The sequence below is a fragment of the Rhodococcus sp. MEB032 genome (assembly GCF_030208925.1).
GTDB classification, from domain to species: domain Bacteria; phylum Actinomycetota; class Actinomycetes; order Mycobacteriales; family Mycobacteriaceae; genus Rhodococcus_F; species Rhodococcus_F qingshengii.
Genome location: NZ_JARVSY010000044.1, coordinates 45,476 through 68,709, shown reverse-complemented (window position 1 = coordinate 68,709; position 23,234 = coordinate 45,476). Strand labels below are relative to the sequence as shown.

At 59.2% G+C, this 23,234-nt stretch carries 22 protein-coding genes and 1 pseudogene; 6 read left to right on the top strand and 17 right to left on the bottom strand.

Annotated elements, in window-relative coordinates:
• Window positions 1-56 precede the first annotated feature (56 nt).
• Window positions 57-215, top strand: a pseudogene (locus tag QRN54_RS30450) (IS3 family transposase); the annotation flags it as partial.
• A 363-nt stretch (window positions 216-578) separates the two neighbouring features.
• Here QRN54_RS30450 and QRN54_RS30445 read toward each other — a convergent pair.
• Together QRN54_RS30445 and QRN54_RS30440 are read right to left on the bottom strand one after the other, a co-directional pair.
• A complete protein-coding gene (locus QRN54_RS30445) occupies window positions 579-2,039 on the bottom strand; it encodes a PucR family transcriptional regulator (protein WP_181991972.1) in 1,461 nt (486 codons plus the stop codon).
• Between the two features lie 46 nt (window positions 2,040-2,085).
• The gene (locus QRN54_RS30440) at window positions 2,086-3,135 is read right to left on the bottom strand and encodes an S-methyl thiohydantoin desulfurase family protein (RefSeq protein ID WP_054186927.1); all 1,050 of its coding nucleotides are present in this window, start codon (window positions 3,133-3,135) and stop codon (window positions 2,086-2,088) included.
• Between the two features lie 395 nt (window positions 3,136-3,530).
• Between QRN54_RS30440 and QRN54_RS30435 the strand changes: the two genes are divergently transcribed.
• Together QRN54_RS30435 and QRN54_RS30430 are read left to right on the top strand one after the other, a co-directional pair.
• A complete protein-coding gene (locus QRN54_RS30435) occupies window positions 3,531-5,102 on the top strand; it encodes a hydantoinase/oxoprolinase family protein (protein WP_032399719.1) in 1,572 nt (523 codons plus the stop codon).
• A 14-nt stretch (window positions 5,103-5,116) separates the two neighbouring features.
• Complete coding sequence (locus QRN54_RS30430; RefSeq protein WP_032399718.1) at window positions 5,117-5,356, top strand: S-methyl thiohydantoin desulfurase domain-containing protein; 240 nt, start codon at window positions 5,117-5,119, stop codon at window positions 5,354-5,356.
• A gap of 576 nt (window positions 5,357-5,932) precedes the next feature.
• On the opposite strand, the gene QRN54_RS30425 is transcribed toward QRN54_RS30430, so the two are convergent.
• From QRN54_RS30425 to QRN54_RS30415, 3 genes are read right to left on the bottom strand one after another with little or no spacing between them, the layout of a single operon-like run.
• On the bottom strand, window positions 5,933-6,898 hold the full coding sequence (locus tag QRN54_RS30425; protein WP_032399717.1) for an ABC transporter substrate-binding protein: 966 nt from the start codon (window positions 6,896-6,898) through the stop codon (window positions 5,933-5,935).
• 46 nt (window positions 6,899-6,944) lie between these two features.
• Complete coding sequence (locus QRN54_RS30420) at window positions 6,945-7,202, bottom strand: ABC transporter permease (protein WP_052061368.1); 258 nt, start codon at window positions 7,200-7,202, stop codon at window positions 6,945-6,947.
• 2 nt (window positions 7,203-7,204) lie between these two features.
• On the bottom strand, window positions 7,205-7,948 hold the full coding sequence (locus QRN54_RS30415; protein ID WP_052061367.1) for an ABC transporter permease: 744 nt from the start codon (window positions 7,946-7,948) through the stop codon (window positions 7,205-7,207).
• 254 nt (window positions 7,949-8,202) lie between these two features.
• Here QRN54_RS30415 and QRN54_RS30410 point away from each other — a divergent pair, with 254 nt between their 5' ends.
• Window positions 8,203-8,970 carry a hypothetical protein gene (locus QRN54_RS30410; protein WP_230593398.1) on the top strand — a complete coding sequence of 256 codons (768 nt, stop codon included), beginning with the start codon at window positions 8,203-8,205 and terminating at the stop codon, window positions 8,968-8,970.
• Between the two features lie 320 nt (window positions 8,971-9,290).
• Here QRN54_RS30410 and QRN54_RS30405 read toward each other — a convergent pair whose 3' ends face one another.
• The 3 genes from QRN54_RS30405 to cobF all read right to left on the bottom strand — a co-directional run bounded on the left by QRN54_RS30405 (window position 9,291) and on the right by cobF (window position 12,387).
• Window positions 9,291-9,923 (bottom strand): TetR family transcriptional regulator, encoded by a 633-nt coding sequence (locus tag QRN54_RS30405; RefSeq protein WP_080736408.1) that lies wholly within the window; start codon window positions 9,921-9,923, stop codon window positions 9,291-9,293.
• 1,539 nt (window positions 9,924-11,462) lie between these two features.
• Complete coding sequence (locus QRN54_RS30400; RefSeq protein WP_157092601.1) at window positions 11,463-11,618, bottom strand: hypothetical protein; 156 nt, start codon at window positions 11,616-11,618, stop codon at window positions 11,463-11,465.
• Window positions 11,608-12,387 carry a precorrin-6A synthase (deacetylating) gene (cobF, locus tag QRN54_RS30395; RefSeq protein WP_032399716.1) on the bottom strand — a complete coding sequence of 260 codons (780 nt, stop codon included), beginning with the start codon at window positions 12,385-12,387 and terminating at the stop codon, window positions 11,608-11,610. The genes QRN54_RS30400 and cobF overlap by 11 nt, the downstream gene beginning before the upstream one ends.
• Before the next feature lie 180 nt (window positions 12,388-12,567).
• On the opposite strand from cobF, the gene QRN54_RS30390 reads away from it, so the two are divergent.
• Window positions 12,568-13,206: a precorrin-8X methylmutase gene (locus QRN54_RS30390; RefSeq protein WP_371828100.1), complete on the top strand. Its 639-nt coding sequence runs from the start codon at window positions 12,568-12,570 to the stop codon at window positions 13,204-13,206.
• Between the two features lie 583 nt (window positions 13,207-13,789).
• Here the strand turns inward: QRN54_RS30390 and QRN54_RS33690 are convergent.
• Window positions 13,790-14,287, bottom strand: coding sequence for a cadmium resistance transporter (locus QRN54_RS33690; RefSeq protein ID WP_350318893.1), 498 nt, complete (start codon window positions 14,285-14,287; stop codon window positions 13,790-13,792).
• Window positions 14,288-14,519: 232 nt separating this feature from the next.
• Between QRN54_RS33690 and QRN54_RS30385 the strand changes: the two genes are divergently transcribed.
• Complete coding sequence (locus tag QRN54_RS30385) at window positions 14,520-16,040, top strand: precorrin-2 C(20)-methyltransferase (protein ID WP_032399714.1); 1,521 nt, start codon at window positions 14,520-14,522, stop codon at window positions 16,038-16,040.
• 3 nt (window positions 16,041-16,043) lie between these two features.
• Here the strand turns inward: QRN54_RS30385 and QRN54_RS30380 are convergent, their stop codons facing one another.
• The 8 genes from QRN54_RS30380 to QRN54_RS30345 all read right to left on the bottom strand — a co-directional run bounded on the left by QRN54_RS30380 (window position 16,044) and on the right by QRN54_RS30345 (window position 23,187).
• Entirely contained in the window at window positions 16,044-16,196 is a 153-nt protein-coding gene (locus QRN54_RS30380; RefSeq protein ID WP_157092602.1) for a hypothetical protein, read from the bottom strand.
• Between the two features lie 456 nt (window positions 16,197-16,652).
• On the bottom strand, window positions 16,653-17,435 hold the full coding sequence (gene cobM, locus QRN54_RS30375; protein ID WP_032399801.1) for a precorrin-4 C(11)-methyltransferase: 783 nt from the start codon (window positions 17,433-17,435) through the stop codon (window positions 16,653-16,655).
• Between the two features lie 268 nt (window positions 17,436-17,703).
• A complete protein-coding gene (locus QRN54_RS30370; protein WP_054186928.1) occupies window positions 17,704-18,141 on the bottom strand; it encodes a hypothetical protein in 438 nt (145 codons plus the stop codon).
• A gap of 16 nt (window positions 18,142-18,157) precedes the next feature.
• Entirely contained in the window at window positions 18,158-18,526 is a 369-nt protein-coding gene (locus tag QRN54_RS30365; protein ID WP_032399800.1) for a glycerol dehydratase reactivase beta/small subunit family protein, read from the bottom strand.
• On the bottom strand, window positions 18,519-20,432 hold the full coding sequence (locus QRN54_RS30360) for a diol dehydratase reactivase subunit alpha (protein WP_052061363.1): 1,914 nt from the start codon (window positions 20,430-20,432) through the stop codon (window positions 18,519-18,521). Before QRN54_RS30360 ends, QRN54_RS30365 begins: the two co-directional genes overlap by 8 nt.
• 13 nt (window positions 20,433-20,445) lie before the next feature.
• Window positions 20,446-21,027 carry a propanediol/glycerol family dehydratase medium subunit gene (locus QRN54_RS30355; protein WP_032399712.1) on the bottom strand — a complete coding sequence of 194 codons (582 nt, stop codon included), beginning with the start codon at window positions 21,025-21,027 and terminating at the stop codon, window positions 20,446-20,448.
• A 2-nt stretch (window positions 21,028-21,029) separates the two neighbouring features.
• On the bottom strand, window positions 21,030-22,748 hold the full coding sequence (locus tag QRN54_RS30350) for a propanediol/glycerol family dehydratase large subunit (protein WP_052061362.1): 1,719 nt from the start codon (window positions 22,746-22,748) through the stop codon (window positions 21,030-21,032).
• A 10-nt stretch (window positions 22,749-22,758) separates the two neighbouring features.
• Entirely contained in the window at window positions 22,759-23,187 is a 429-nt protein-coding gene (locus QRN54_RS30345; RefSeq protein WP_032399710.1) for a diol dehydratase small subunit, read from the bottom strand.
• Window positions 23,188-23,234: the final 47 nt, after the last annotated feature.

The following is a 23,234-nucleotide window of genomic DNA, read 5'->3' as shown; positions in this document are numbered from 1 at the left end:
CACCAGCGGGGAGAACTACTGGCCGCCTACGGGGAGAACTTCGTGGCCATTGACACAGGGCCGGAGCGCGCAGTCGCGATGCTGCGGTGGAATCATTCTTGTCACTGCTGCAGAAGAATGTCCTCGACCGTCGATCGGTGGTCGACTCAGGAACACTTGCAGGTGGCGATCGTGACCGGATCGAGAGGACCTACGATCGTAAACACCGACGACGACCGAAGGATTCGTCAACTAGTGAGGGAGGTTCTCAACATCGCCTTGCCTGTCGGAGCCATGAAGCCGTCACTTTTTGTCACTAACTCCTACGGTTGGTGGTATCTCGGCCTAGGCGGCGCGGTGCAAGGTTGCCACGATGGTGGGTCTTCGCTGCGTCAATCGGACACCGCTGAGTTTTACACCCGTTGTGCCAATACGATCTGAAAACCTCAGTGCCGAAAACGAAGCCACAGATCTCCGACCTTCGTCGACCAACTGGCGCCCCCACCACCGGTGGCGGTTCAGACGGTCGATCGAGGAGACTTTCACACCAACCGGAGGATCGTGTCGGCCTATCAAGCCAACCGCCCAAGTTTAAGCTGTCAGAGCGCTTTACAAGCAAGGCGGAGCGCCAGGCGCGTATCTGAATCCGAAAGGTCGACCTGAAGAATTGACTCGATTCTCACCAACCTTTTGATCACGGAGTTGCGATGTAGACCAAGCTGCGCCGATGTCGCCGTTGTCGAACATTCATTCAAGAGGTAGATATTCAACGTATCTATCAGAGACTGCTGCTTCGGTTCCAACAATGGTTGCAGCAGCATGTGTGCCCGGCGATGTGCCAATTCATCTGTAACTGCAGCCAGTACAAACTGCCGAGGGCTAGAACCTTCCGCTGTTTCGAGAACTCGACGACCTGGTCCTCGTCCTGCGAGTCGCGCCAATTTTCCGGCCTCAGATATCGAGTGCGCCAAACCCCGCACTCCGATTCGATACAAACTGAGACCCGCCACTAACTCGTACTCTTGCAGACTTCGAAGAAGTTGGTTGATCTCCTTCATCTTGGCCCGCACAGACGCTGGTTGAGGCTCCACGGGCTCGGTAATCCACCATACCCAGCCGTCCCCGAATGGGATGGTCGGAGATGAAAAGCCGCGTTGCGACAGGCTCCGTTGGAGCTCGAATAGAATCTCGGCAGGATGGGAAGATGCAGTCGTTACGGACTCTGGGCGAATGACCACAGCGGCGTGATACCCATCCACCTTCCATCCAAGGGCGAGCGCTTGTTGCGCCCGCACACCACTCAGTTCCTCTGTGTCAATCAGCTGAGTGAGAAGCGCCCCTTGACTGGCCTGATCCCAGGCCGCGGCCAGCGCCGACTGCGCAGACCAAGCCGCCAATCGTAGGACCGCCAACTGCGCCGCGTCCTCGTAAAGCGCCATACGGGAAGCCTGCGTATGACCTGGTGCGTGTATGACACAACAAATCTGCGACACAGGCCCTTTCGTTTGAGGTGAGGGTACGACAATGTACGTCAGGTCCCCATGCTTAATCCACCTCGGCGCGTGTAGGTCGATGCGCAGGTCAACCGGTAGTGGTGCTCCCGCCAACACCACTGACGACAGCCCGACGATGGTGATGGCACACGATAGCTGTGCGGTCAGAACTCGGACGACTGCCGCAGGGGTTTCACCGGAACGCACTAATCGTCGTGCGACGGTCGAGCACACCAGTCCATGGTCCACGTCTTGATGCCGCAAATGTACTTTGGCCTGCAGGGCCACCGCCAGTAGATCGCGGCTATCCAGGCGCAGTAAAGGCAGATCAAGCCTGTCGGACAACCATTGTGTGGAGAGCAAGACATCCTGATTGACAACCACTATCGCGGCATCTTGCTCGCGCAACCGAGGGAGCGCCAATTCGGCCTCCAACGTGTCAGTCGAAGTCAGGAAAACTATTGAACACTTCTGCACAGCATCAAGGCTGGCAGGAGTGACCACACAAGAATCGGACACCATGTGCTCGAGACCCGCGGCGCCGCCTTGCAGCTGTCCCCTTTCCAAGAAAGGAAGTGTGAGAAGTTGACGTACCGTGCATCCCCCGATTGCCTCAGATTTCATGCGATAGACCAAACGCGCTGGGTTCGACGCTCTTCGAGAACTTAGGGTCCGTCCAGCGATGTGGCGGAGGGAGCACCAGGATTTCAACTTCCTCTCCTACCGAAATACTCTCGGCCAGTAAGGGATATCCGTCACGGGTGCGGAGTAGACAGATGATCTCCGGCGTGCGGGCAACGATAACTCCGGCGTCGAGGACAAGTAGGAACTCATTGCGGGCTTCCACCCGGAGAACCGATACTTGGGGGTGGGTGGAGCGAATGACAATCGATCCGATGCCGCCCTCAGAAATGACTCGCCACACCACCTCCGAGACGCGACCACTCCCGATAACTCGTCCCCTGTGCTCAGCGACCAATGGGTGCTCCGGGGTTATCCGACCGCCTCGGAGTGTCGAACGACCAAGCTCATGCGCGCGAGAAAGGGTACCGATCACCGCGAATCGCGCGACTTGATTTCGATCAGCGAGATAGCCGGCACAGGCACACCACCCTCCCATAAGCACCGCCGAATCTCTGATGAATCTCTCGGCATCCCGTCCCCGAAAATTTTCATACAGAACGGTATGTCCGCTCGGATCAGTGAGCACAAACGGACAGATGCTGACACCCGCGGAGTCATACGTTGTCTGGTCGAGCCACGATAAACCACGCCCCATTGCGTCAGCATCAACGACTGGGATGCTCGACGTAGCTCCCGTTATGAGAGCCGAAAACGCGTTTGTGCCTGCGCATTCGAATCCTGCAACGAAAATTGATCTGTCGCTCCGAACATCCCGCAGCAAGCGCTTTGCTGCCAGCGTGAGTTCAGCGCCGGAAGGAGGCTTCTCATTCAGTGCCGTTAAGGATCCAACCATCCCAACACTGACCACGCATGCATTGTCTGGAAGATCAGCCACTTCGACAATCTGCAGTGATTCGATTCCTTCGAACGCATGGTCAGCCATTCTTTGGAACCAATAGCAATCTCCGCCACCGCCTGAACCCAGAAGGCCGGCGCCAACCGCCACAGCCTCGAGATCTTCGCGGCGTAGCTCCCACATTCGATAATCCCCATCGACTTGACTGTGCACGTTGACGGATTCACGACCAACGAATCGACGCTCCAAAACTCCTCGTAGCTAACCTGTCTAGGTCCGAGGTGAAATACCGAACCTTCAGCTACTCGCGGATCGGATTCGGCTTCAACATCACTCAACAGCCCTGATGCGAGGGTGTCAGAGCGACTACCATCGAGAACCTGAGAAGAGCAGTATACCTACTGACAACAGCGTGTGTCACTCGTAGCGTGACGGGTATCAGACACCTCAACGGAGTCGTCGCCATAGCGTCGACGATCTCGTTCTCGTCTCCCTGGCACCCACAGGGCCTGTCTTGAGCGTCGGAGCCGACCTGCTCAAGCCTCGGCAAGTCGAACCGACGCGAGCGGAGAAAAGCAATGATAATAGGAATCGATGTCGGAGGAACAAACACTGACGCAGCACTAATGTCCGGCACAACCGTAGTTGCCGCTACGAAGTCAGCGACGACTCTGGATGTCACCAGCGGTATCACGAAAGCTGTAACCGAACTACGACATACAGCCGACCGCATCAATCATATCGACGCTGTCATGATCGGTACCACTCACTTCGTCAACGCACTAGTCGAAGCCCAGCACCTCGCAAAGACGGCCGTCGTGCGGTTGGGACTACCGGCAGGAACTGGGCTCCCTCCTCTGGTCGGTTGGCCCCAACGGATCCTGAACGCCATCGATGGCCAAGTCTTCATGATTCACGGCGGCCATGAGTTCGACGGCAGGGTCATCAGCGACTTCAAACCCACCGAACTGATGGCGGCAGTGGGCAAAGCCGTAGCAAACGGCGCCAACAGCGTCGCCATTTCGTCAATATATTCCCCGGTCAATTCCGAGTTCGAACTCCTCGCCGAAACACTCATCGCGGAGCAGCACCCCGATCTTGCAGTCACCTTGTCCCACCAAATCGGCAGACTTGGACTCCTCGAGCGCGAAAATGCCGCAGTCCTCAACGCTGCCTTACGTCACCTTGCAACAAAGATCTGTTCAGCACTCGTTGCCGCGTTCAAGGAACTAGGGATAGATGCCCCGCTCTTCGTTTCCCAGAACGACGGGACAGTCATGGATCTCGAATACACAAGGCGATACCCAGTTAACACATTTGCGTCAGGCCCAACCAACTCAATGCGCGGCGCAGCGTTCTTAACGGGCCTCGACGAGTGTGTAGTGATCGACATCGGCGGCACGACGTCGGACGTCGGTGTCCTGCAGAATGGATTTCCCCGCGAGGCCGCACGCGCGGTCGAGATAGAGGGAATTCGCACGAATTTTCGGATGCCAGACGTACTGTCAATCGGACTCGGAGGTGGCTCGAGAATCCGATTGCCAGAAGGTCCGTCCGCCCCGATCACTGTAGGACCAGACTCAGTTGGATATCGAATCTCGCAGGAATCCTTGGTCTTTGGAGGACCTACGCTCACAGCCACCGACGTCGTCGTAGCAGCAGACCTCGCCGATATCGGCGACGCAAGTCTCGTCGCGCACCTCGACGACTCGACGATCGCAGCAGTACTAGGCCTCATGAAGATGCAGTTCGATCAGACCGTCGACCAGATGCGAACTTCGGACGACCCCGTCGAGGTAGTGGCGGTCGGAGGTGGCTCCATTCTAGTGCCGGCAGAGTTGGACTGTGCCAGCGTTGTTCATCGCCCAGAGAACTTCGCTGTTGCGAACGCCATCGGGGCCGCTATCGCTCAAGTGGGTGGCGAAGTTGACCGAATCTTCGCGGTACCAGCGGGCCAGAGGGAATCTGTCTTGACGGCAGCAAAGCAAGAGGCGGCAGACAAGGCGATGACCGCCGGCGCATCCAGAGACAGTATCCGGGTCGTTGAAGTCGATGAAGTACCACTTGCCTACCTGCCCGGGAACGCGATGCGCGTCCGGGTAAAAGCAGTCGGCGACCTCCTGTTGGGAGCACGAGGTGGTTCGAACTGAATCATGAAAATCTGGTGGACCTGACAGCCTGCGCAGCGATTCTCGGATCCAGTGGTGGAGGGGATCCATTTATCGGACGGACAATTGTTCAACAAGCGCTATCAAAAGAACTTCACGTCGAGATCCTAGATTTGGAAGACGTCTTCGATGACGCGTTCGCCGTCTCGACCGCCATGACAGGCGCGCCAAGCGTTGTCGTAGAAAAAATCGCCACCGGCGTTGACGCTGTCAACGCCTTCGGGACGGCGAGTTGACTTCCCCGACCGTGAACTCGCTTTGACCACTCAGATGGCGCATATCCACTCTCGCGACTTACGGATGCGAGCCGCAGACTCGCGGAGCTGGTCGGGCAGAGCTACGGAAGGTTCTGTCAATCTTCCTACAGCACATAAGATTCTGTCTCCGGTCGATGCGGCGTCATCAATCGCTCGTCGACCGCAGCGCCCGCCCCTAAGACTTCGATCGCATGAACGGCGTCAAACCGTTGACCAACCTGGTGTCGACTGACCGACGTCGCCGGCGATAACACGCCAGCGGCGATTATAGATCTCTTCATAACCGGGCACCGATGCTCCGATCTTCAATGCAATCCAAATTCTTCGGGCGCTCGGACTACTGGGCGTACAGATGAGTAGTGCGCTCGGGGTTCGAGCGAATACACCGACTGAGGCGAGCAGCGAATGTGGACAGACGGCAGAGCAACTGCATGACCTCCGGAGGTATCTCAGGAAGCGCCGCAATGCGATCGTGACCGCGTTCTAGTCTCGATGGTGAGCGGTGGTGCGCCCGGGCACGCGCCGCCAGGAGCACCACCGCGGTACTTGGTCGGTTCAGCAAGCGGACTTGTAGATGTACTGCGCACCGACGCCGTCGATGTTGGCGGCAGTGATCACGTGGAATCCCGTTGCGATATCAGCAGTGACAGGCTCGCCGTCCACTGCGGCCAGCGCCTGCTCGACTCCATCTTGGCCGATGGTGTCCGGCTGCTGTGCGATCAGCGCCTGTACCGTTCCCTCGCGGAGTTGCTTCACCTGAGCAGGGCCTGCGTCGAACCCGACGATTTTGACCTGATCTTGCTTACCTGCCTGCCGAACTCCGGTCGCGGTACCTTCGGCCGCGAAGGTGTTGGCCGCGAAGATGCCGACGATATCGGGATCTTTCGAAAGCGCAACAGACACAAGGCGCGCCGCCTCGGCTGGATCGTTGTGGCTGTACTGCACACCGAGGTAGTCGAAGGCCTTGTTCGCTTCTGCGGCTTCTTCGAAACCCGCGACGCGCGCGTCGGCGGTGGAGATGCCCGGGTCCGTCGAGATAACGAGGATCTTTCCTCCGTTGGGATTCAAGTCTGCGATCGCCTTGAATGCCTCGGCTCCGCCGCCCTTGTTGTCCGACGAGATCGCGGATACCGCAATCGAGGGATCATCGAGGGTCGTGTCGACGAGGACAATCTTGATTCCGGCGTTCGCGGCTGCAGCGAGTGGTGCTTGCATCGCTGCAACGTCGGTAGGTGCGATCAAGATCGCCGAAGGCCGCGATGCGACGACCGAATCGACAATGGGCTTCTGCAGCGTGGGATCGAACTTCACCGGTCCTTGAACGTCGACGTCGACCCCAGCCTTCTGCGCGGCTGCTTCGATACCGCACTGCATGCTGATGTAGAACTCGTCGCCACTGACACCTTGAATGAACGCGATCTTGTTGCTGTCGCCACCCGAGTTCGACGAACACCCGGCGAGAAACATCGCGGAGACGGAAGCAATACTCAGTGCAACGACAGTGGTGCGTGATGTGGACATGATGGGCTTTCTTGTGAAGTGGTGACTGGAGTTTCGCGAGGTTGAACTACGGACTTCGGGACCAGAGTCTCTTGAGCGAACTGCTGGATTGGCCACGGCTGGCCGCGTCACGTCGCCGCTGATCGAAGTAGACGGCGGCGATCAGAACGGCGCCGACAGCAACCTGCTGCCAGAAGGGCTGGACGCCGACGATAACGAACCCGTTCTGGAGAACGGCGGGAATGAAGAGGCCTACGACGGTGCCGAACATCGTGCCGATACCGCCAAAGAGGCTGGTTCCGCCGATCACGACTGCGGCGATCACGTTCAGGTTGGTCTGAGACTGGCGGCGATTGCCGTTGTGCCGTACTGCGATAGAGACAGTATGCCTGCGAGCCCTGCCAGCGCGCCCGACATAGCGTAGATCTTGACTAGGTGCATGTCCACCTTGATTCCGACACGCCTGGCCGACTGCTCCTTCGATCCCACAGCGAACGTGTACAGACCGAACTTGGTGCGGTGCAATACGATTCCGAAAGTCACCACGAGAAGGAGTGCGATGCTGGAGATCAAAGGGACGGTCGTGCCGGGAAGATTTCCGTAGCCGATGGTGTCGACCAAGACGGGTGGCACGTCTCGGATGTCAACGCCGCCGGTGACGACCTGGGACAGCCCAAGTGCTCCGCCAAGCGTACCGAGGGTGACGATGAGTGGGGGAACCTTGGCCTTCCCGATCAAGAATCCGTTCAGTAATCCCCATGCGAGCCCGCACAGTACCGACACCACGATTCCGACACTCGCCACCCCCCAACCGTTTCCACCGACAGCGGCCATGGTCTTGGCTGCGACGACTCCGGAGAACACAAGTATGGATCCAACCGAGAGATCGATGCCGCTGGTCACGATGACGAATGTCAATCCGATTCCGAGCACGGCCAGGATGGAGACGTTCTGGATGATCTGTCGGATGTTGCCCCACTCTGGGAAACTGTTTGGCGCCATGATCGAGAACACGATGCAGATGGCGAGCAGCACCAGAACGGTCCCTCGCAAGATCTCCGGCGCTGGCATGCTTTCGCTTTCGTCTCGATCAACCTTCGGCCACTGCTGGGCGTGTGACGGTGGATCTCTCGATTCTCGTGCGTGCACTGCTCTCGCGATCAAGCGTGCACGCGAACTCCCGTGCATTGGCGAGAGGTCGACCCTCTTGACCGTGTTCAAGCGCGTAGGTGGTTTGGCCTCGTAGGCTTTTAACAAGCACAAGGAAAATGCCAACCACGTCTATCGCGGCCCGTCGATGCCCGCACAACAGTGTGGACCGATCTATGCTCACCAAGGACGAATTATCATCACGAGTAAGGAAACAGACGATGAGTCCCGGATCCACCTGGCTGGCCACCCGATCAAGGGACCTCCGTGCGGCCCTGGTCGATCTCGGACTCACGATAACTGACATCGAAGCCCAGAAGATTCTCGATGCCAAGCTTTCTGAACTCTCCACACTGATGCGGGTCAGCCGCCACGACGCGCAACAAGATTTCACCGACGAACATCTCGCCGCATTCGCGCAATCACTGGCGTTGTCATTCTCCGACGAAGCCCCCGAAACCAACCTGATCGACTTTGAACGCACTATCTCCATGCCCGTCGCCGCCGTAGGACTGACCACCGCAACGTTGGCCGAAGCCCTCAAAGTCGCCCACATCAACCTCAGCGACAAATCAACTGCAGCCGGCCTGTCTTTGCTTTCCGCCCTCGGCATGATCTGCGCCGACGCTAACGAATTATTAGTCTCAGTCCCTCGACTGCTGCTCCTGCGTATCGCCCGCTACCTAGACACCGCCGCTGCATCGATCACCGGTGGAGACAACCTCCCGGATGGACTCGACGAAGCAAACCGACGACACTTCGCCAACATCCTTGCCATGGACGCGGACGGAATCCGCAACCTCAGCAACACCGACGGCAGTGACATGCCAACCCTGTGGCGCGCCCCCAGCCACTCTGACGGCCTGGTTCAAAAAAACCACCACGTCACGAGCACCACCAAAGCCCGCCAACATAACCTGGGACCGATACAAGCCGACAGATAGTGTCTGGACATCGCACAGCACTGCACGATCGTTGGTCCAGGTTGCCGCGCATCACATCTCGTGGCCGAGTTCCCCGACACCGTTGGTCAGCATCATGGTTGGGCCGCGATCGGCAGTGTTTAAATGCCGGTTATGTGCGGCGGGTCCATTGGCCCGCCGAACTCTGCACCCTGTCTTTGGCCTGGATGACGGTTTTGCGGCCAACTGCTTCTGAATGTCCGCATCCTCGCCGGTCTCAGCGGTACGAGCCGGATTGGCCCTTCCCATCATCACCAACTCGGAGTGTCGACCAGGACCGGAGCGATCAACTGCCAGGCCATTCATCGCTCTACAACGAGGCCTAGATGCGCAGCGATCAGGTCGTCGATGCTGGCTAGAAAGTCGATGCCCTCTCTAGAAACTGGGGCGACGTTCACCGCGCCGGTCAATCCGGCGCACAGGTTCCAGGCGAGACGACGACTGCGAGCGGTGTCGGCGATGCTGCCGTGTGCAATACCCGCGTTGACGACGCCTGCGGTCGCATCTACCAATTCCCGATATGCTTGGTGTGCTCCCTCGACTGCAGGTTCGATTGTCAGTTTCATTCCGACGCGCAGAAGTAAGTCATTCTCGACACGGTGAGCGAGATTGAGAAATACGGATCGCAGTTGCTCGGCCGGCAATTCGGCGGCCGTGCCCGCTTCAGCGAATACTGCCTCGGCGGCGCTGGACCAGTCGTGGACGAGGTGTTGAGCGATCGACTCCTTGGATCGAAAGTGATAGAACACAGAGCCTTTGGTGAGGTCGCTCGTGCCGATCACGTCGTTGATACTGGTGGCACTGTATCCGATAGCGTCGAACACTTTGGCTGACTCGTTGAGTATTTTCGCTTTGGTGACAGCGGCTCTGTATTGCTGCCGCATCGTCCTTGCTGCGGGTGCACGTTCCCCAGACATATCGATTGGCTTACTCATGATTGCGGGTCCGTTCTGTGGCTGTCGGACTGACGGGTCAGCGCACTGCCAGTGCCTAGGTGTGGTTGATGGAGTTGCCGTGTTCCCTCTGGGCGCCCTAGGCAGAATGTGTGCTCACCCGCCTGTCCAGTGGATGAAGATCCGATGAGGATTCAGCATCTGATGAGTCGACTCGCTCGTCGGGACGAGACATCAGGCAATTGGCCGAAATAACGCACTTTACACACCGGCGGCGCCAACAGGCTTTGTGTGTGGGAGGACCGGCGGATCCGTTCTCCACACCATGTTCTGGATCCTTTCTGATCTTTCCAACACTCCTGGCCTAAATCAGTTCCCCAATGCTCCGATCGATCTGTGCGGAAAACGATGCTCGACAACGACTTACCTCGCGATCCAGCGATAAGCGCTCGTGCCGTCAACTCGGATTCATCAAGCGACGCCTGTCCATTGTTCTCAGGATCCGATACGCCAATGGATCACCGTTTCATCTCACGTAAGAGGTCTACTTCGTCTATCTGCGAACTAGTTTGCCTCCTGAATCGCCTCAACCGCCTACGCCGCGAACGTCAATCTTCAGTCGAAAAACATAGTAGTGCAACAGTTTTAGGGACGCTTGCTGCGCCGCGCCGTTCGGACGTCCAGTTTCGCGCGGCTGCCGTTGTCACGGACTCCGCGCTGTTCGACGAAGCGCTTCGCCATACCTCCAGGGTCGAATCATCCTGACGTGCACCGAAACACGGATTCAGAATCATTGCAGATCCCAATAGGCACCCAAAGATTCGGGAGCCTTGGCCCCCACCGAACTTCGACCGAAGCAAACCTTCGCACCGATCGACTCTGCTGGATGCGAGCTGAGATCCTCTTTTGAAGCTGATTCACGTACGACAGTGTCGTGATAGAGCATCTTCTAGTCGGTTTGCCGGCATTGACAGCGCGGCTCAATCGTCCGCCTCCACGGGCAGCGGTGGCGTGATCGACAGACCGAATGTTCGTCAAAATCTTCCTGGAAGTGTAGAACACATAGCCATTTCCTGGCCACCGCCTGAAGCAGCATTAGACGGTTCACTTAGTTATCTCACACACCGAAATAAACTCGCAGACATATCATCTCGAATTATAGTCCGGGTTCGACGCAGCAGATCGCTGGCATCTAGCTCACCTTATCCGACTGGAAGGCCGGAACGCGACGAAGCCGACTCCTGAACAGAAGACGCGCCTGACCAAGCCAAGCTAACGCTCAACGGACACCCGGTCCGGCTAGCAGATATGAGGCCGCCGTTCCGTAAGACCCTGTAAATCGGTTCGGTCGCAACCAGTTCACGCACATCGGGCGTCTATCGACGTCACAAGCCACGCAGAACTCCGAGGCGGAAACGGTGACGCCGCGTCGATTGCAAGGCCTTGCGCCGCCGGCACGGACCACGTCGCACCTGAACATCATGGTGGATCATGCGCACCATTTGGAGGCACGAAACACGCTCTGCACGTTCGGATCGGTTTGTTCCCGCCGGCCCGATGCTGCCGTTCGTCTGGCTACCTTCAGTCTCCACTTCGCACCCACCTCCAGTCGAGACTGCGCTCGACGGCTCGAACCCACTCTGCATGCACCTTGGCAAGCCAGTCTTCGGTCATGCCCTCAGCCGCATCACAACCCTCGGCGCCAGCGAGCACGGCATCATCCGGCTCAATCGTCATTGCTGCGCACCAGATAGATGTCCATGATCCAACCCATTTGTTCCCTCGCTCGTGCGCGGGTAGCTACGATCTCGGCACCGACTTCTTCTATAGTTCCCGAGATCAGAATCTGGTCGCGAGTCCCCAGATAGGCACCCCACCAGATACGGTCACCCGGATTTGCGCTGTGCTGGAAACTGCAGTTTGCATCAAGCATGACCACCTGATTGCCGCACTGCCCCGAACCGCCCTCCGCCAGCCGGCGCCCGGTGGTGATGTGAATGGGCTTTCCGATCCGGTTGGCCGGAATCTGGTGCGCTGCAGTCAGAGCCGCGACACTACTGATGCCCGCTACCACCTCAACCTGCAACTTGAGCTGGCCAAGTTCACGAACCTGTTCGGCAATCCGCAATGTGCTGTCATAAAGAGATGGATCTCCCCACACCAGAAATGCCGCAATCCCGTCCTCGGCGGTGTGCTCGGCCAGAGCAGTGGCGACTCGGACTGCGCGCTCCGTGTGCCACCGGCGAACTTCGGCGTCGTAGTCTTCGGGATTGGGCGCACGGGGCGGATCGTCGATCTCGACAAAGCGTGGCTCACGCCCCTGCAGATATCGCGCGCAGATCTCCCGTCTGGCATCGCTAAGCGACTTGTTTGCCGCACCGCAGTTCCTGGTACGTTCCTTGTCCATCGACAGAAACACATCGACATCTTGTAACGCCTCTATGGCTTCGATGGTGATCTGACGGGGATCACCAGGCCCGATACCGATCAGGCGTAGCGTGCGCATCGCAGCGACCTCAGGTTCGCTGCGGAAGAAAGAACGACATCGTCAAAATCTAGCCGCCACGTCACGAGCCGGAAGTATTCGCCGCCAAAACCTGGCCGAAGGTTGAGTTTCTGGCGCTGACCCGACGTTTGATTCCCTTCGCAGTCGCTCGCCGACAGCATGAGGCTCTAACCTACGTTGGTGCCTGTGACCACCACCTACGACTACATCACCGACGGCGCCGAGATCTACCGGCGCTCCTTTGCGATGATTCGCGCCGAGTCCGATCTGAGCGGATTCACCGCCGACGCCGAATCTGTCGTCGTTCGCATGATCCACGCTGCAGGACAAACCGACCTCACTCGCGATGTCCGCATCAGCGGGGGCGCGGTCAGCGCCGCGCGTACCGCACTCGCTGGCGGCGCACCTATTCTTTGTGACGTCGCGATGGTCGCGTCGGGCATCACGAGGACCCGACTCCCTGCCGACAACGATGTGCTCTGTCTACTGAGCGACCCACGTACTCCGAAGTTGGCCCAGCAGATGGCGACGACTCGGACAGCTGCCGCGGTCGAACTGTGGACCCCGAAGCTTGAAGGGGCCGTGGTCGTCATCGGCAACGCACCCACGGCTCTTTACGCGCTACTCGAACTCATCGATGCGGGAGGTCCGATGCCGGCCGCGATCGTCGGTGCACCTGTCGGATTCATCGGCGCCGCAGAATCGAGCGCCGCACTCGCCGCGCGCACCGATCTCGAGTACATCACCGTGCTCGGCCGACGCGGCGGCTCCGCGATAACAGCAGCCGCTGTCAACGCGCTGGCATCTACCGCAGAATGACAAACGCGGCGAGGATATAGCCGAGCAGCATCTTGCGATCCCCCTTTAAGACCCCTGTAGCTATGTGGCAATCGAGATACCGCTGCCTTCCTCACGTGCGCCACCGGGGCCGCTTCCTACCTTCGCCGACCACGAACGAATCAGCCCTATCAGCCTCTCCGAAGCGCCGCATGTCTTCAATGTCCGTCCGTGGTTTGCCTCGCTCGACGATCATGGTTTGCGAGACAATCCACTCTCCGATAACTGTCCAGCCACCTGATGGCGACCAACAACGACGGCATCGGCGTTGTCTTCGCGCTAGGTACGACATAGGAGTAAAAGGTTTCGACCCCTCCAGCGCCGCAATGGCGCACAGCTCAGGTCGCCGGCGGTCACGCGTCGACTCGAAGTGAGCAATTGCCGACCTCGGTAGACGCAACTGTACGTTTCGAACATTAACGTCGAGTGCAGTTTCGTCTCTAAAAGCGCACCCATCTAACAGGTTTCCGAACGAATCGATCGGGCGCGTGCCTATTGGAACAGCAGCCGACATCACACAGTCATCGTCCAGGACGAATCTTTCACCGCCGCTGCTGCGGGTTACCTACCTGGTAACGATCGTCAAGGCCCGAGTGATCGCAAGTATCCCGACGACCATGAAGAGTATTGGAACCAACCATCGTTCGACCCTGGACAGTGTTTGCAACACGACCGGTCTTGATGCCGCAATAGTTCCGACTACCGACCACAGCAATGCCCCGGCTACGAAAACACAAAGTGTAACTACTATTCGTGATGTCGAAAAGCCTTGGAAAGAAACAGAATAAGCCGCCAAGTTGTCTCCCCCGGAGACCAACGCCAGGACGACGCACCCACCAAACCCGACTGGTTCACGTGCCTGGAAACTTCCGTCAGGAGCCGACCAGATCGCCGAGACCATCCTCTTGATACCCAACCCCAAGGGAACGAGGCCGATGATCGCGAATACGACGGGCGGCAGCACACGCAATCCTGTCGCCATGAACATCGATACGCCGGTCAGTATCACAAGCCCGATGAGCTGCCCGCCCCAGATGCGGGCGATATCGGCCGACCTGCCCATGCAGGCGGCAGCGGTCAGCATGGTGCCGGTGACAAGTGCGTCGATGTTCGTGCCGACGAACAACACAGCGGCAGCAACAACGGCATCTAGCACCAAATTATCCTACGGACAATCGCTGCTGTCAGTGCCGTATAGCCGCATGACCTCAACCAGCGGTGAGGTTTTCGCTGAACTTCGCGCCTGGCGGGCGCTGCGGTTCCATCACCCAACGCACACGCCTTACCATGGCCTGATGATGAATCCCCCGCGCAGTCCCGGCACGCTCTGTGGCGTGGGGCTCGGCCCCGGCGACAGCGATTTGGTGACAGTACGTGCCGCAACGGCAATCCGAGATGCGGACGTGATCGCGTTTCACTGTGCCCGGCACGGGCGCAGTGTCGCTCTGTCAATCGCTCAGCCTTATCTGCGGGAAGGACAGATACACGAGCAATTAATGTATCCGGTGACCGTAGAGGCGACCGATCATCCTGGCGGCTACCGCGGGGCGCTCAACGATTTCTACACCGATGCGGCCGCCACCCTGGCACAGCACCTCGAGGCCGGGCGTCACGTTGCTCTACTCGCCGAAGGGGATCCACTTTTCTACAGCTCCTACATGCACATTCACAAACGGCTGTGCACTCGCTTCCCCGTCGAAATCATCCCTGGCGTAACTTCTCTCAGCGCTTCGGCCGCAGCTGTCGGACTCCCCTTGGTAGAAGCCGAAGAGACAGTGACGGTACTTCCCGGCACCCTCCCCCTCGAGGAACTAGTGCGCAGGTTACGCGACTGCCAAGCTGCTGCGATCATGAAACTCGGAAGCAACTTCGAAAAGGCTCGAGAGGCCCTCACTCGGGCAGGTTTACTCGACCGAGCGTGGTATGTGGAGAGGGCATCTACCGACGGGCAGCGAGTAATGCCGGTCGAGCAAGTCGACGCGACCGAGGTGCCTTACTTCTCTATGATCGTGATTCCGGGCCTGCTCAACAACCCGACATCTTCGGGATCGGCAACGGCGAGAGGTGAAGTGGTCGTCGTCGGCTTGGGTCCCGGAGCCGATGCCTGGACTACCCCTGAGGTTGCGACCGAACTTGCGTTGGCTACCGATCTGGTCGGCTACAAAACCTATCTACAACGTGTCACACCCCGCTCTGGACAACGAATCCATTCCAGCGACAACCGCGTGGAGTCCGAACGGGCATGCATGGCTTTAGATCTCGCAAAGAATGGGGCGCGCGTCGTGGTTGTCTCCTCCGGCGATCCTGGTGTGTTCGCGATGGCCTCCGCGGTTCTCGAAGTCGCTTCCGAGGAAGCCTGGAACAACGTCCCGGTGCGGGTCGTCCCAGGTATGACGGCAGCGAACGCGGTAGCCGCCGCGGTTGGCGCACCCCTCGGTCACGATTTCGCAGTGATCTCGCTGTCCGACCGACTGAAACCATGGGAGGTGATCGCCGAGCGAATCCGGTACGCGGTCGCCGCCGACCTCGTTATTGCCATCTACAATCCTGGTTCACAGAGCCGGACATGGCAGGTCATCGCGTTGAAAGAACTTCTCGTTGAAGCAGGAACTGGGAATAGAGTAATGATCCTTGGACGCGACGTCGGCGGTCCAGAACAATCGCTGACCGTGACCACTGTGGCCGAATTCGATCCCTCCGTTGTCGACATGCGCACGATGCTGATCGTCGGGTCGTCGTCCACTACACATGTCCGCCGTCCGGCCGGGGACTTCGTCTACACTTCGCGACGTCATGAAGGGCCGACAACTGACTGAGACTCACTGACTGCGGTCGCCTTTGACTGTCGGAGTGTAATTAGCGCAACCACGGCTTACCAGGTCGTCGTCGACGTTGCGATTCGACGACGACCTGGCCAACAAGATGGACGGGCGCTCGACCATGACGAGACCCAACGCACAGTTCGCAGTCATGTGGATTCGGCAACCCAAGTCCGCCAGCCTCGGTAACGTGCAACTTCCAACTCGCGGGTCGACCCCTGGTCCTGAACCAGGGTGTCAGTGTTTGTAGACGTGAGGCCGCGCAGGGCTACCTGCGTGTGTGGGCCATAGGGTGCCCCAAGCAAAGTCGGATTGGGTCCCACAGTGAGGCATTTCTCAAAGCTGCCGGCCACGCAGGCACTTGCATAGACGCTATCGACGTCACGATCGCATCAACGAGTTAGGTTGCCATCTACCATGACATTGGTTGGTGGTTTGTCATGCACCTAACTCAAGATTCCGGTGATCCCACCGCTATTCTTGATACCAGGTGTCTTGAGCAAGCGGACTTCCGGTCGATGCGGCCCTCCAGTCAGCTGACCACTGGAAAATCTCGCCACGCGGGTCGAGACCATGAATGCGCATCTAAGTACTGAGAAGCCAGACACATCAACCGATCTCGGGAACCCGGTTGCGGTTACGTAACTTGGCCATACGCGCCATCGAGTACAGGTAGCTGTCGACCCGATCGGGCTGTTCAGCAGCGAGTGCAGTACCGACAAAGATTACCGCGGTGCGTCGAATATCGGAATCGGCAAGTGAGGCAGGCAGATTTGCAAGCTGACACCGAACAATCTTCTGTTGCGGCTGAGTCGCGAAAGCCACAGTCGCTGTTGGACATTCAGCACCATAATGTGGAATGAGCGTGTTGGCGATGCTTTCGGCCTGATGCGCCGCCAAAAGCAGTGCAAGGGTGACACCGGAAGCCGCGAGCGAATCGAGATCCTCGCCAACAGGCATATCTGTCGACAAGGTGGACACCCGGGTGATGAGCAAACTCTGACCGACTCCCGGAACCGTCAACTCGTTCTCCAGCACAGCCGCTGCCGCTGCGAACGCCGGCACCCCTGGAATCCACTCGACGGGGACATCAGCCGCGCGGACGGCGGCCACTTGCTCGGTGATCGCCGAATATAATGAGAGATCACCCGAATGCAGCCGAGCAACGTCGACACCGGCGTGATGAGCGTTGACCATACTCGCGACGATCTGCTCCAACGGCATATGCGCTGTGTCGATGATGGTCGCGTGGGGCGGACACATCTCTAGCATCTCCTCTGGTACCAAAGAGCCGGCTACCAGACATACGGAGCACGACGCAAGTGCTCGCGCACCGCGCAGAGTAATCAGATCGGGCGCCCCCGGACCGGCACCGATGAAGTACACCGTCATGACAACGTATCCGCCTTCGCCACAGAGCTTTGCATGACCGGCCACTGCGGCCGAGCATCGAGATAATAACCAAGATGCGGCCCGATCGATGGCCACGGAGCGATCACCTCTGACCTCTCAAAACACCGCCTCGCGCGGAAGTCTGGAGAGACCGGACAACAAGCTGGACTCACACAGTTCTGCGCTTGCCGCCATTGAGGAGCCCACCACCCGCCTGCGCTGGTACCAACGACAACCACCGCGTGTGCTACCCGAACAGGAGCCGAGGTCACTGCACACATTGCTCGCCGAGTACAACGGACTCCCCGAGGTTCGCCTGTGCGAGATCAATCATGCCGCGCCAGAACAGTTCGCGCTCTAGACCTTCTCGTTTAATCACGGCATTTCGCCACTTGTCAACGTGCGGAACGAAATAGCGGTTTTCGTCGATGATCTGAGAGGTCTCGCGAACCAGCCCCTCCTCGAGCACATCATCAAGGCAGAGACTGCGCCATAGCCGAATCATCACCCTCACACGTCGCCGGTGCTCGATCAATGCATCAAGTAGACTGCGCACCGCGCGTCGCTCATCTTCGCCGAGCCATTCGGCATCCGAACAGCTATTGAGCAGAGACTGCTGCCTTTTGGTCGTGTCATTAAGTGCGCACAGTGCCTTCACCACACCATCACGAGTGGCCGAGATATCATTATTTCCGGGCCCTTTCATGATCGGGCCTTCTGTTTCATGACCGGACCTTCCGCAACGGAATACCAATGACCAGTCGCGCTGCGTTGTGTCCAGCAATCCGAGCGATTACCCGGTTGCCGTCACCGGCAGCATACGACAGGCCATCTATCGCTGTGGTGAACTTCTCGTAGTGAACGCAGATCTCGCCGCTGCGGCCGATACCGATCCCGACGTCCAGTGGAGAAAAGCGAGAAGCCTCCACAGCCAGGCTGTACGCATCACTGTGCGTCTCACCGCCGCGCCGATCGATAGACGAAGGAACCCCCTCTTCCTCGATACCAGCGAGCACCTCACGCTCCAGAGCGGTGTCACCACAACTGAAGATCGAGATGACCGGCTTCTGCGGTTGTCCACCTTCAAGCACCGGCGGCAACTCCTTCATTCATGATGCGTACCGCCGCGGATTCGTTTGGCTTGTGATCAGCGGCGACTCGTGCCGCGTAGGAGGCCACCAAGCCTGAGGCAACCGCATTCCGCGGTCCTTCCGTACCGCGGACATTTCCGGTGCCGGCCACGATTCCGTATGGAGCCAAGGCATCAGCGATCATTTCGGGGATCTCGAAGTCCAGAGCACACCCACCCAGAAGGACAACGAATCCGATACGGCGGAGATCTCCGGCAGGGGCAACCGCGCGGAGCGCGCGCAACGCGTTTACTACGAAAACCCTTTCCTTAGCGGTGCGGCGCACATTTCGTATTCGCTCCAGCGAATGGCGGGTCGGGATCGGATTCATCGAGTCCTCACCGAGCGCAACGACGCGGGCGTAGGTCGTCGATGGAAGCGGTTTGTCGAAGAATTTGACTGCCCCGTTTTCAAGCCTGACGTGAAAGAAGCTCTCAGCTTTTCCCAGTGGGCATCGCTTGACCTCTTCAGCTAGCTCCAGGTTGTCCAGACCGAGTTCGGCGTCGATCAGTTTGTTGACCAAGTCGCCAGCACCCGCAAGGTGCGTGGCATCGGTCTTGTCGTCGATTCCGCGCACCGCTGCATCCGTCGAGCCGCCACCGAGATCGAGAACCACCAACGGCTTGTCAGTGCCGGGCGTGGTCAGCGCACCCAGCACCGCCATTTCCGCTTCGACGCCTCCAACAATCGCAGTGACCTTGGTAGCGCCCTGCGCGCGGAGAGCCGACTCAACGGCTTCCGCGACCGCCTTCATGCCACTTTCCTTTGTTCGCACCATTGCCGCCAGTGCGACAGCGTTCTCTTGGGTGACTTCGCCAGCCACGCCACCTCGAACCTCTTGCGGCACATGGGTGTCGATTGCCAAGAGATCCTGGATGCGAACATCGTCGAGGTCATGACCTGACAACTCGGCCATGCCTTGGCGAACCCCGGAAATCATCCCCCCAGTGTTCGTGCCAGCCTCGCCGTGCACGTCGACAAGCGGGCTGACACGCTCCACCTCGGCCATGATCTCCACAGCTCCTCGTGACACATCTACGACTGCCGACCGCTTCGCTCCGACAAGGTCCAACGAGCCCGCGGGAATCGTTCGGTCCTCGACATCGCCCGACGGCGTCCGCACCACGACAGCTGAGCGGTTACCTGTGAGTGCGCGGGCAACAGGCGAGACGACTCGGGTTTGCTCGGGATCGAGCCCGAAGATAGTGGCCAATCCGTACGCGTTGGAGAGAGTACGTATTGATTGCCCCGGGGCAGCTACCTCGACTGCGGCCAGCATGCCGACCGGGACCGCGTCGACCCGCCCGACCTCGTCGATGATTGGGATTGGTACCGAAAGCCGGTTGGCCACAAGGACGGCATCGTCGTTGCCGAGAATCGCCCCGGTGACGTTTACGCCACGAAGCACGGCCGTATTGATCTGTTGCGCAACATGATCGAAATCGAAGATATGCGGCACCAGAACTAGTACGGGCTCGCCGGGCCCTACCTCCGGTAGGGACTCGAAATCGGTGATAGTTCCGACTCCGAGTCCCTTACCACCAGGCGTTCGTGGGTTGTGCCCGATCATCGTCGATTCGGTGACGATCGTCTCGGTGATGGTCTCCATCGCCAACCCACTGATCACTGGTGTGGCTTCGTTGAGGAGGATCACGTCGAGGTCGGCGGGGCTGATACCGGCATCATCGAGGGCCCACATCACCGATTTGACGACGCCCTCCACATTCTTCACCGTGCCCTTGATGCCAGTCGTCCTCGTCAGGGCTACGCCTCGGTACGAGACCGTCCCCGCCGAATCGATGCTGGCCACGCTGGCTTCGGTGGTCGAGTTGCCGATGTCGACGCCCACCACGGATACGTTCGTCACTTCTGGACTCTTTCTATCCCGTTGCCGAAGCAGAGAAATCCGGCGTCACTTCGGTGGGTTTGCACCGCTTGTCGACACGCTCAGTTTCTTTCAGGTGCAACAGTGCCGCCTTGGCTTGCCAGCGTGGCCGCGCCATCTGGTCGTTGAGCGTCGGAACTGGTTCCGGAGACTCACCTTTGGCGTACTGAGCAGCGTTGGAGCCGATGTTTCGGAATGTCTCCAGAGTCAGCAGCGGACTCTGGGGGAACAACTCGAGACTCGACAACCGAGGAAGGTCACGCTGATGGATCATCGTGGTTCCGCGAGAGAGGATGCCGATGCCGATGCCTGAGCCCGACAGCTTCGCCGCCGTGTGAGCTAGTACCGCAAGGTCGGCGCTGTGCTTTACCCTGACACACCGGGCATGCACTTCTTGCTCCTCGATACCGGCCAGCATCTGGCGCACCACTTCAGCGTGCGGCAACCCGACGATTGTCTGGCTGAAGAAGTCTGCGAAGGCCGGGGAGATTGCCAGCACGACCTCGTCACTGCGCATACCTTTCACCGCTTCGCCAACCTCGACGAAAGACAGCGAGCGTCGCTCAGTTGCAGTCATGATCACTCGACCTCCTGTTCCGGATTGGCCGCGCTGGTCACGTGGCGCAGACGTTTCATCTCTTCCCAGCGAGCGCCGCTGGGGCGATATCCGGTAGCCGGCCCGCTGTAGTCGTTGGCGTCATTGACCGCGGAAAGGGGGTTCAGTTCACGGGTCAGAATTGCCGATGTCTGCAGTAGATCACCTGATACACGCTGCCTCAGTACCGCAAGGAGATTCTCGGCGACATCGGAGAACCCGGTTGCCTCTAGAGCCTTGACGAAGTCGAGACCGGTGACGTTACGATCCATGATCTGTTGCGCGCCTTTGAGATCCTCGAGCACGTCGCGAGGCAGTAGTTCCTTGCTGCCGTTAGCGTATACGGCAGCTTCCAACTCGGCGTCGGTGATTCGCGGGAGATCGAAGTAGGTGAACACCGCCTGCAGTGCTTCGCCCGCGCGGCGACGCACCGCGAGGATGTCTGCCTCGCGTACGTGCCGCAATCCACCGTCGATCTGGAGGTCACGCTGGATGGTGTTGAAGTCGTCGTAGTCGTCGCTGTCGAGATTCGAACCGGCGAACATGTCGTCGTAGTTGGGGTGCGTGGAGTAGCCCGAACACACGAAGTCGGTGCCCGGCATCATCTGCGGCATCAAGCGTGCCGTGCGGCGCATCGGCGAGTGCGAGAAGGATTGATCGTTGCCCGAAGCACATTCGAGGTCGACTGCGGAGGCGATGAGATTTTCGGCGGCCACCGCGCGGATGCCCGCGGGAACAGCACCCGGAACACCGATGCACGAGATCGAGCCATTCTGCAACCCCTGAACACCGGCTCCCTTGGCGATCAAGATGCATCGAATTTCGAGGTACAGCATGGACTTTCCTTGGGCGTTGCCCATCTGAACCTCCGATCCGGTGCCGGAGGTGAAGCGCATCTTGATTCCGCGGGAGGCGTAGGCAGCAGCAAGGAAGGCCTTTGACCACGGGGTGTCGTCTCCGTCGACGAACACCGGTTCGGTGCCGTACACCGAGATGGTCTCGGCATACCCGGTGATTCCTCGCATGCCCAGGTCAAGTTCGGTAGCCTCTTCCAGCGCACACTGGGTCAACGGGCCGCCGGTGCCCACCTGGCTGCCGATCTGCTGCGCCATTGCCACCAGCGGCGCGTAGCGAACCACGCCCAGGGTCGTCTCGACCTCGGAGAAGCCGCGAATCGACGCCTCCGCCGCGTCGCAGACGACCTGCAGCGGGTTGTCCCGCGCGCTGGTGCAGTGCCCCTGGTTGGCGGGGGTGCGACGGGCGCGCATCTTCTGCATGCCCATCATGATTTCGACGATGTTCATAGCCTTGGCTACCGCGAGCAATTTGGCCGGTGTAAGGCCGCTCGTGACCGCGATGACTTCACTGCGAGAAACATTGGGATCGACGAGCATCTGCGCGATCGCGGCAGCATCGATGGCCATCGACGCCTCTGTCGTCTCGACGTCGATGGCCTTGTCGGCGATGAACTGGTCGATGAAGTCGAAGTCCGCTCGGGCGACCCCGTCCATTTCGACGACGACCCCGTTCTCGACCTTGATACTGGGCTGGGGATCGAAGGGACTGTCCATGGCGACCAGGCCGACCTCGGGCCACTCTTCGACGAATCCGTCGAGGTTGACTGGGCGGTCCTCAAGGACGATGGTGCGAGCGGACCGACGTGGTCCTTCGCCGGCTACTTCGGACACGGGTGATGCGGTCATTCGTTCTCTCCTATTCGCTCGTCGCCAGAATGTCGCGACGTTCGTAGACATCTGCCGCCTCGAGCACCAGGGCCGCGAGGTGCTCTGCTCCGTACTGCGACGTCAACTCCTCGGCGATCTCTTCGAGCTCGGCCTTGGTCGATGCGTTCGGTCGCAGGGCGTTGTAGATCTCAAGCACCCGGGCGTCGGAGATCTGGGTCATCTCCGCCGCCCGCCTCAGGTTGGCGCCCAACTGCTTTCGGCCGACCTTCTCCGAGATCTGCGCCTGAAGGCGCAGCGTGGCGGGAGTGATTCGCAAGTCTTCAGGTGATACCTCTCCGGCCACGACAGCGTCGAGCGTAATCGCACTGATCGACTTGCCTGTGGGGGTGGAAAGAAGATCTTGTCGATTGATGCTCAGCGGGTAGTCAACCGTTGGGTCAAGGACTGGTTCCGTCATCCACTGCTCCGTATGTGGGGGGTGGCAGTTCACCCGAGCCGAAAAAG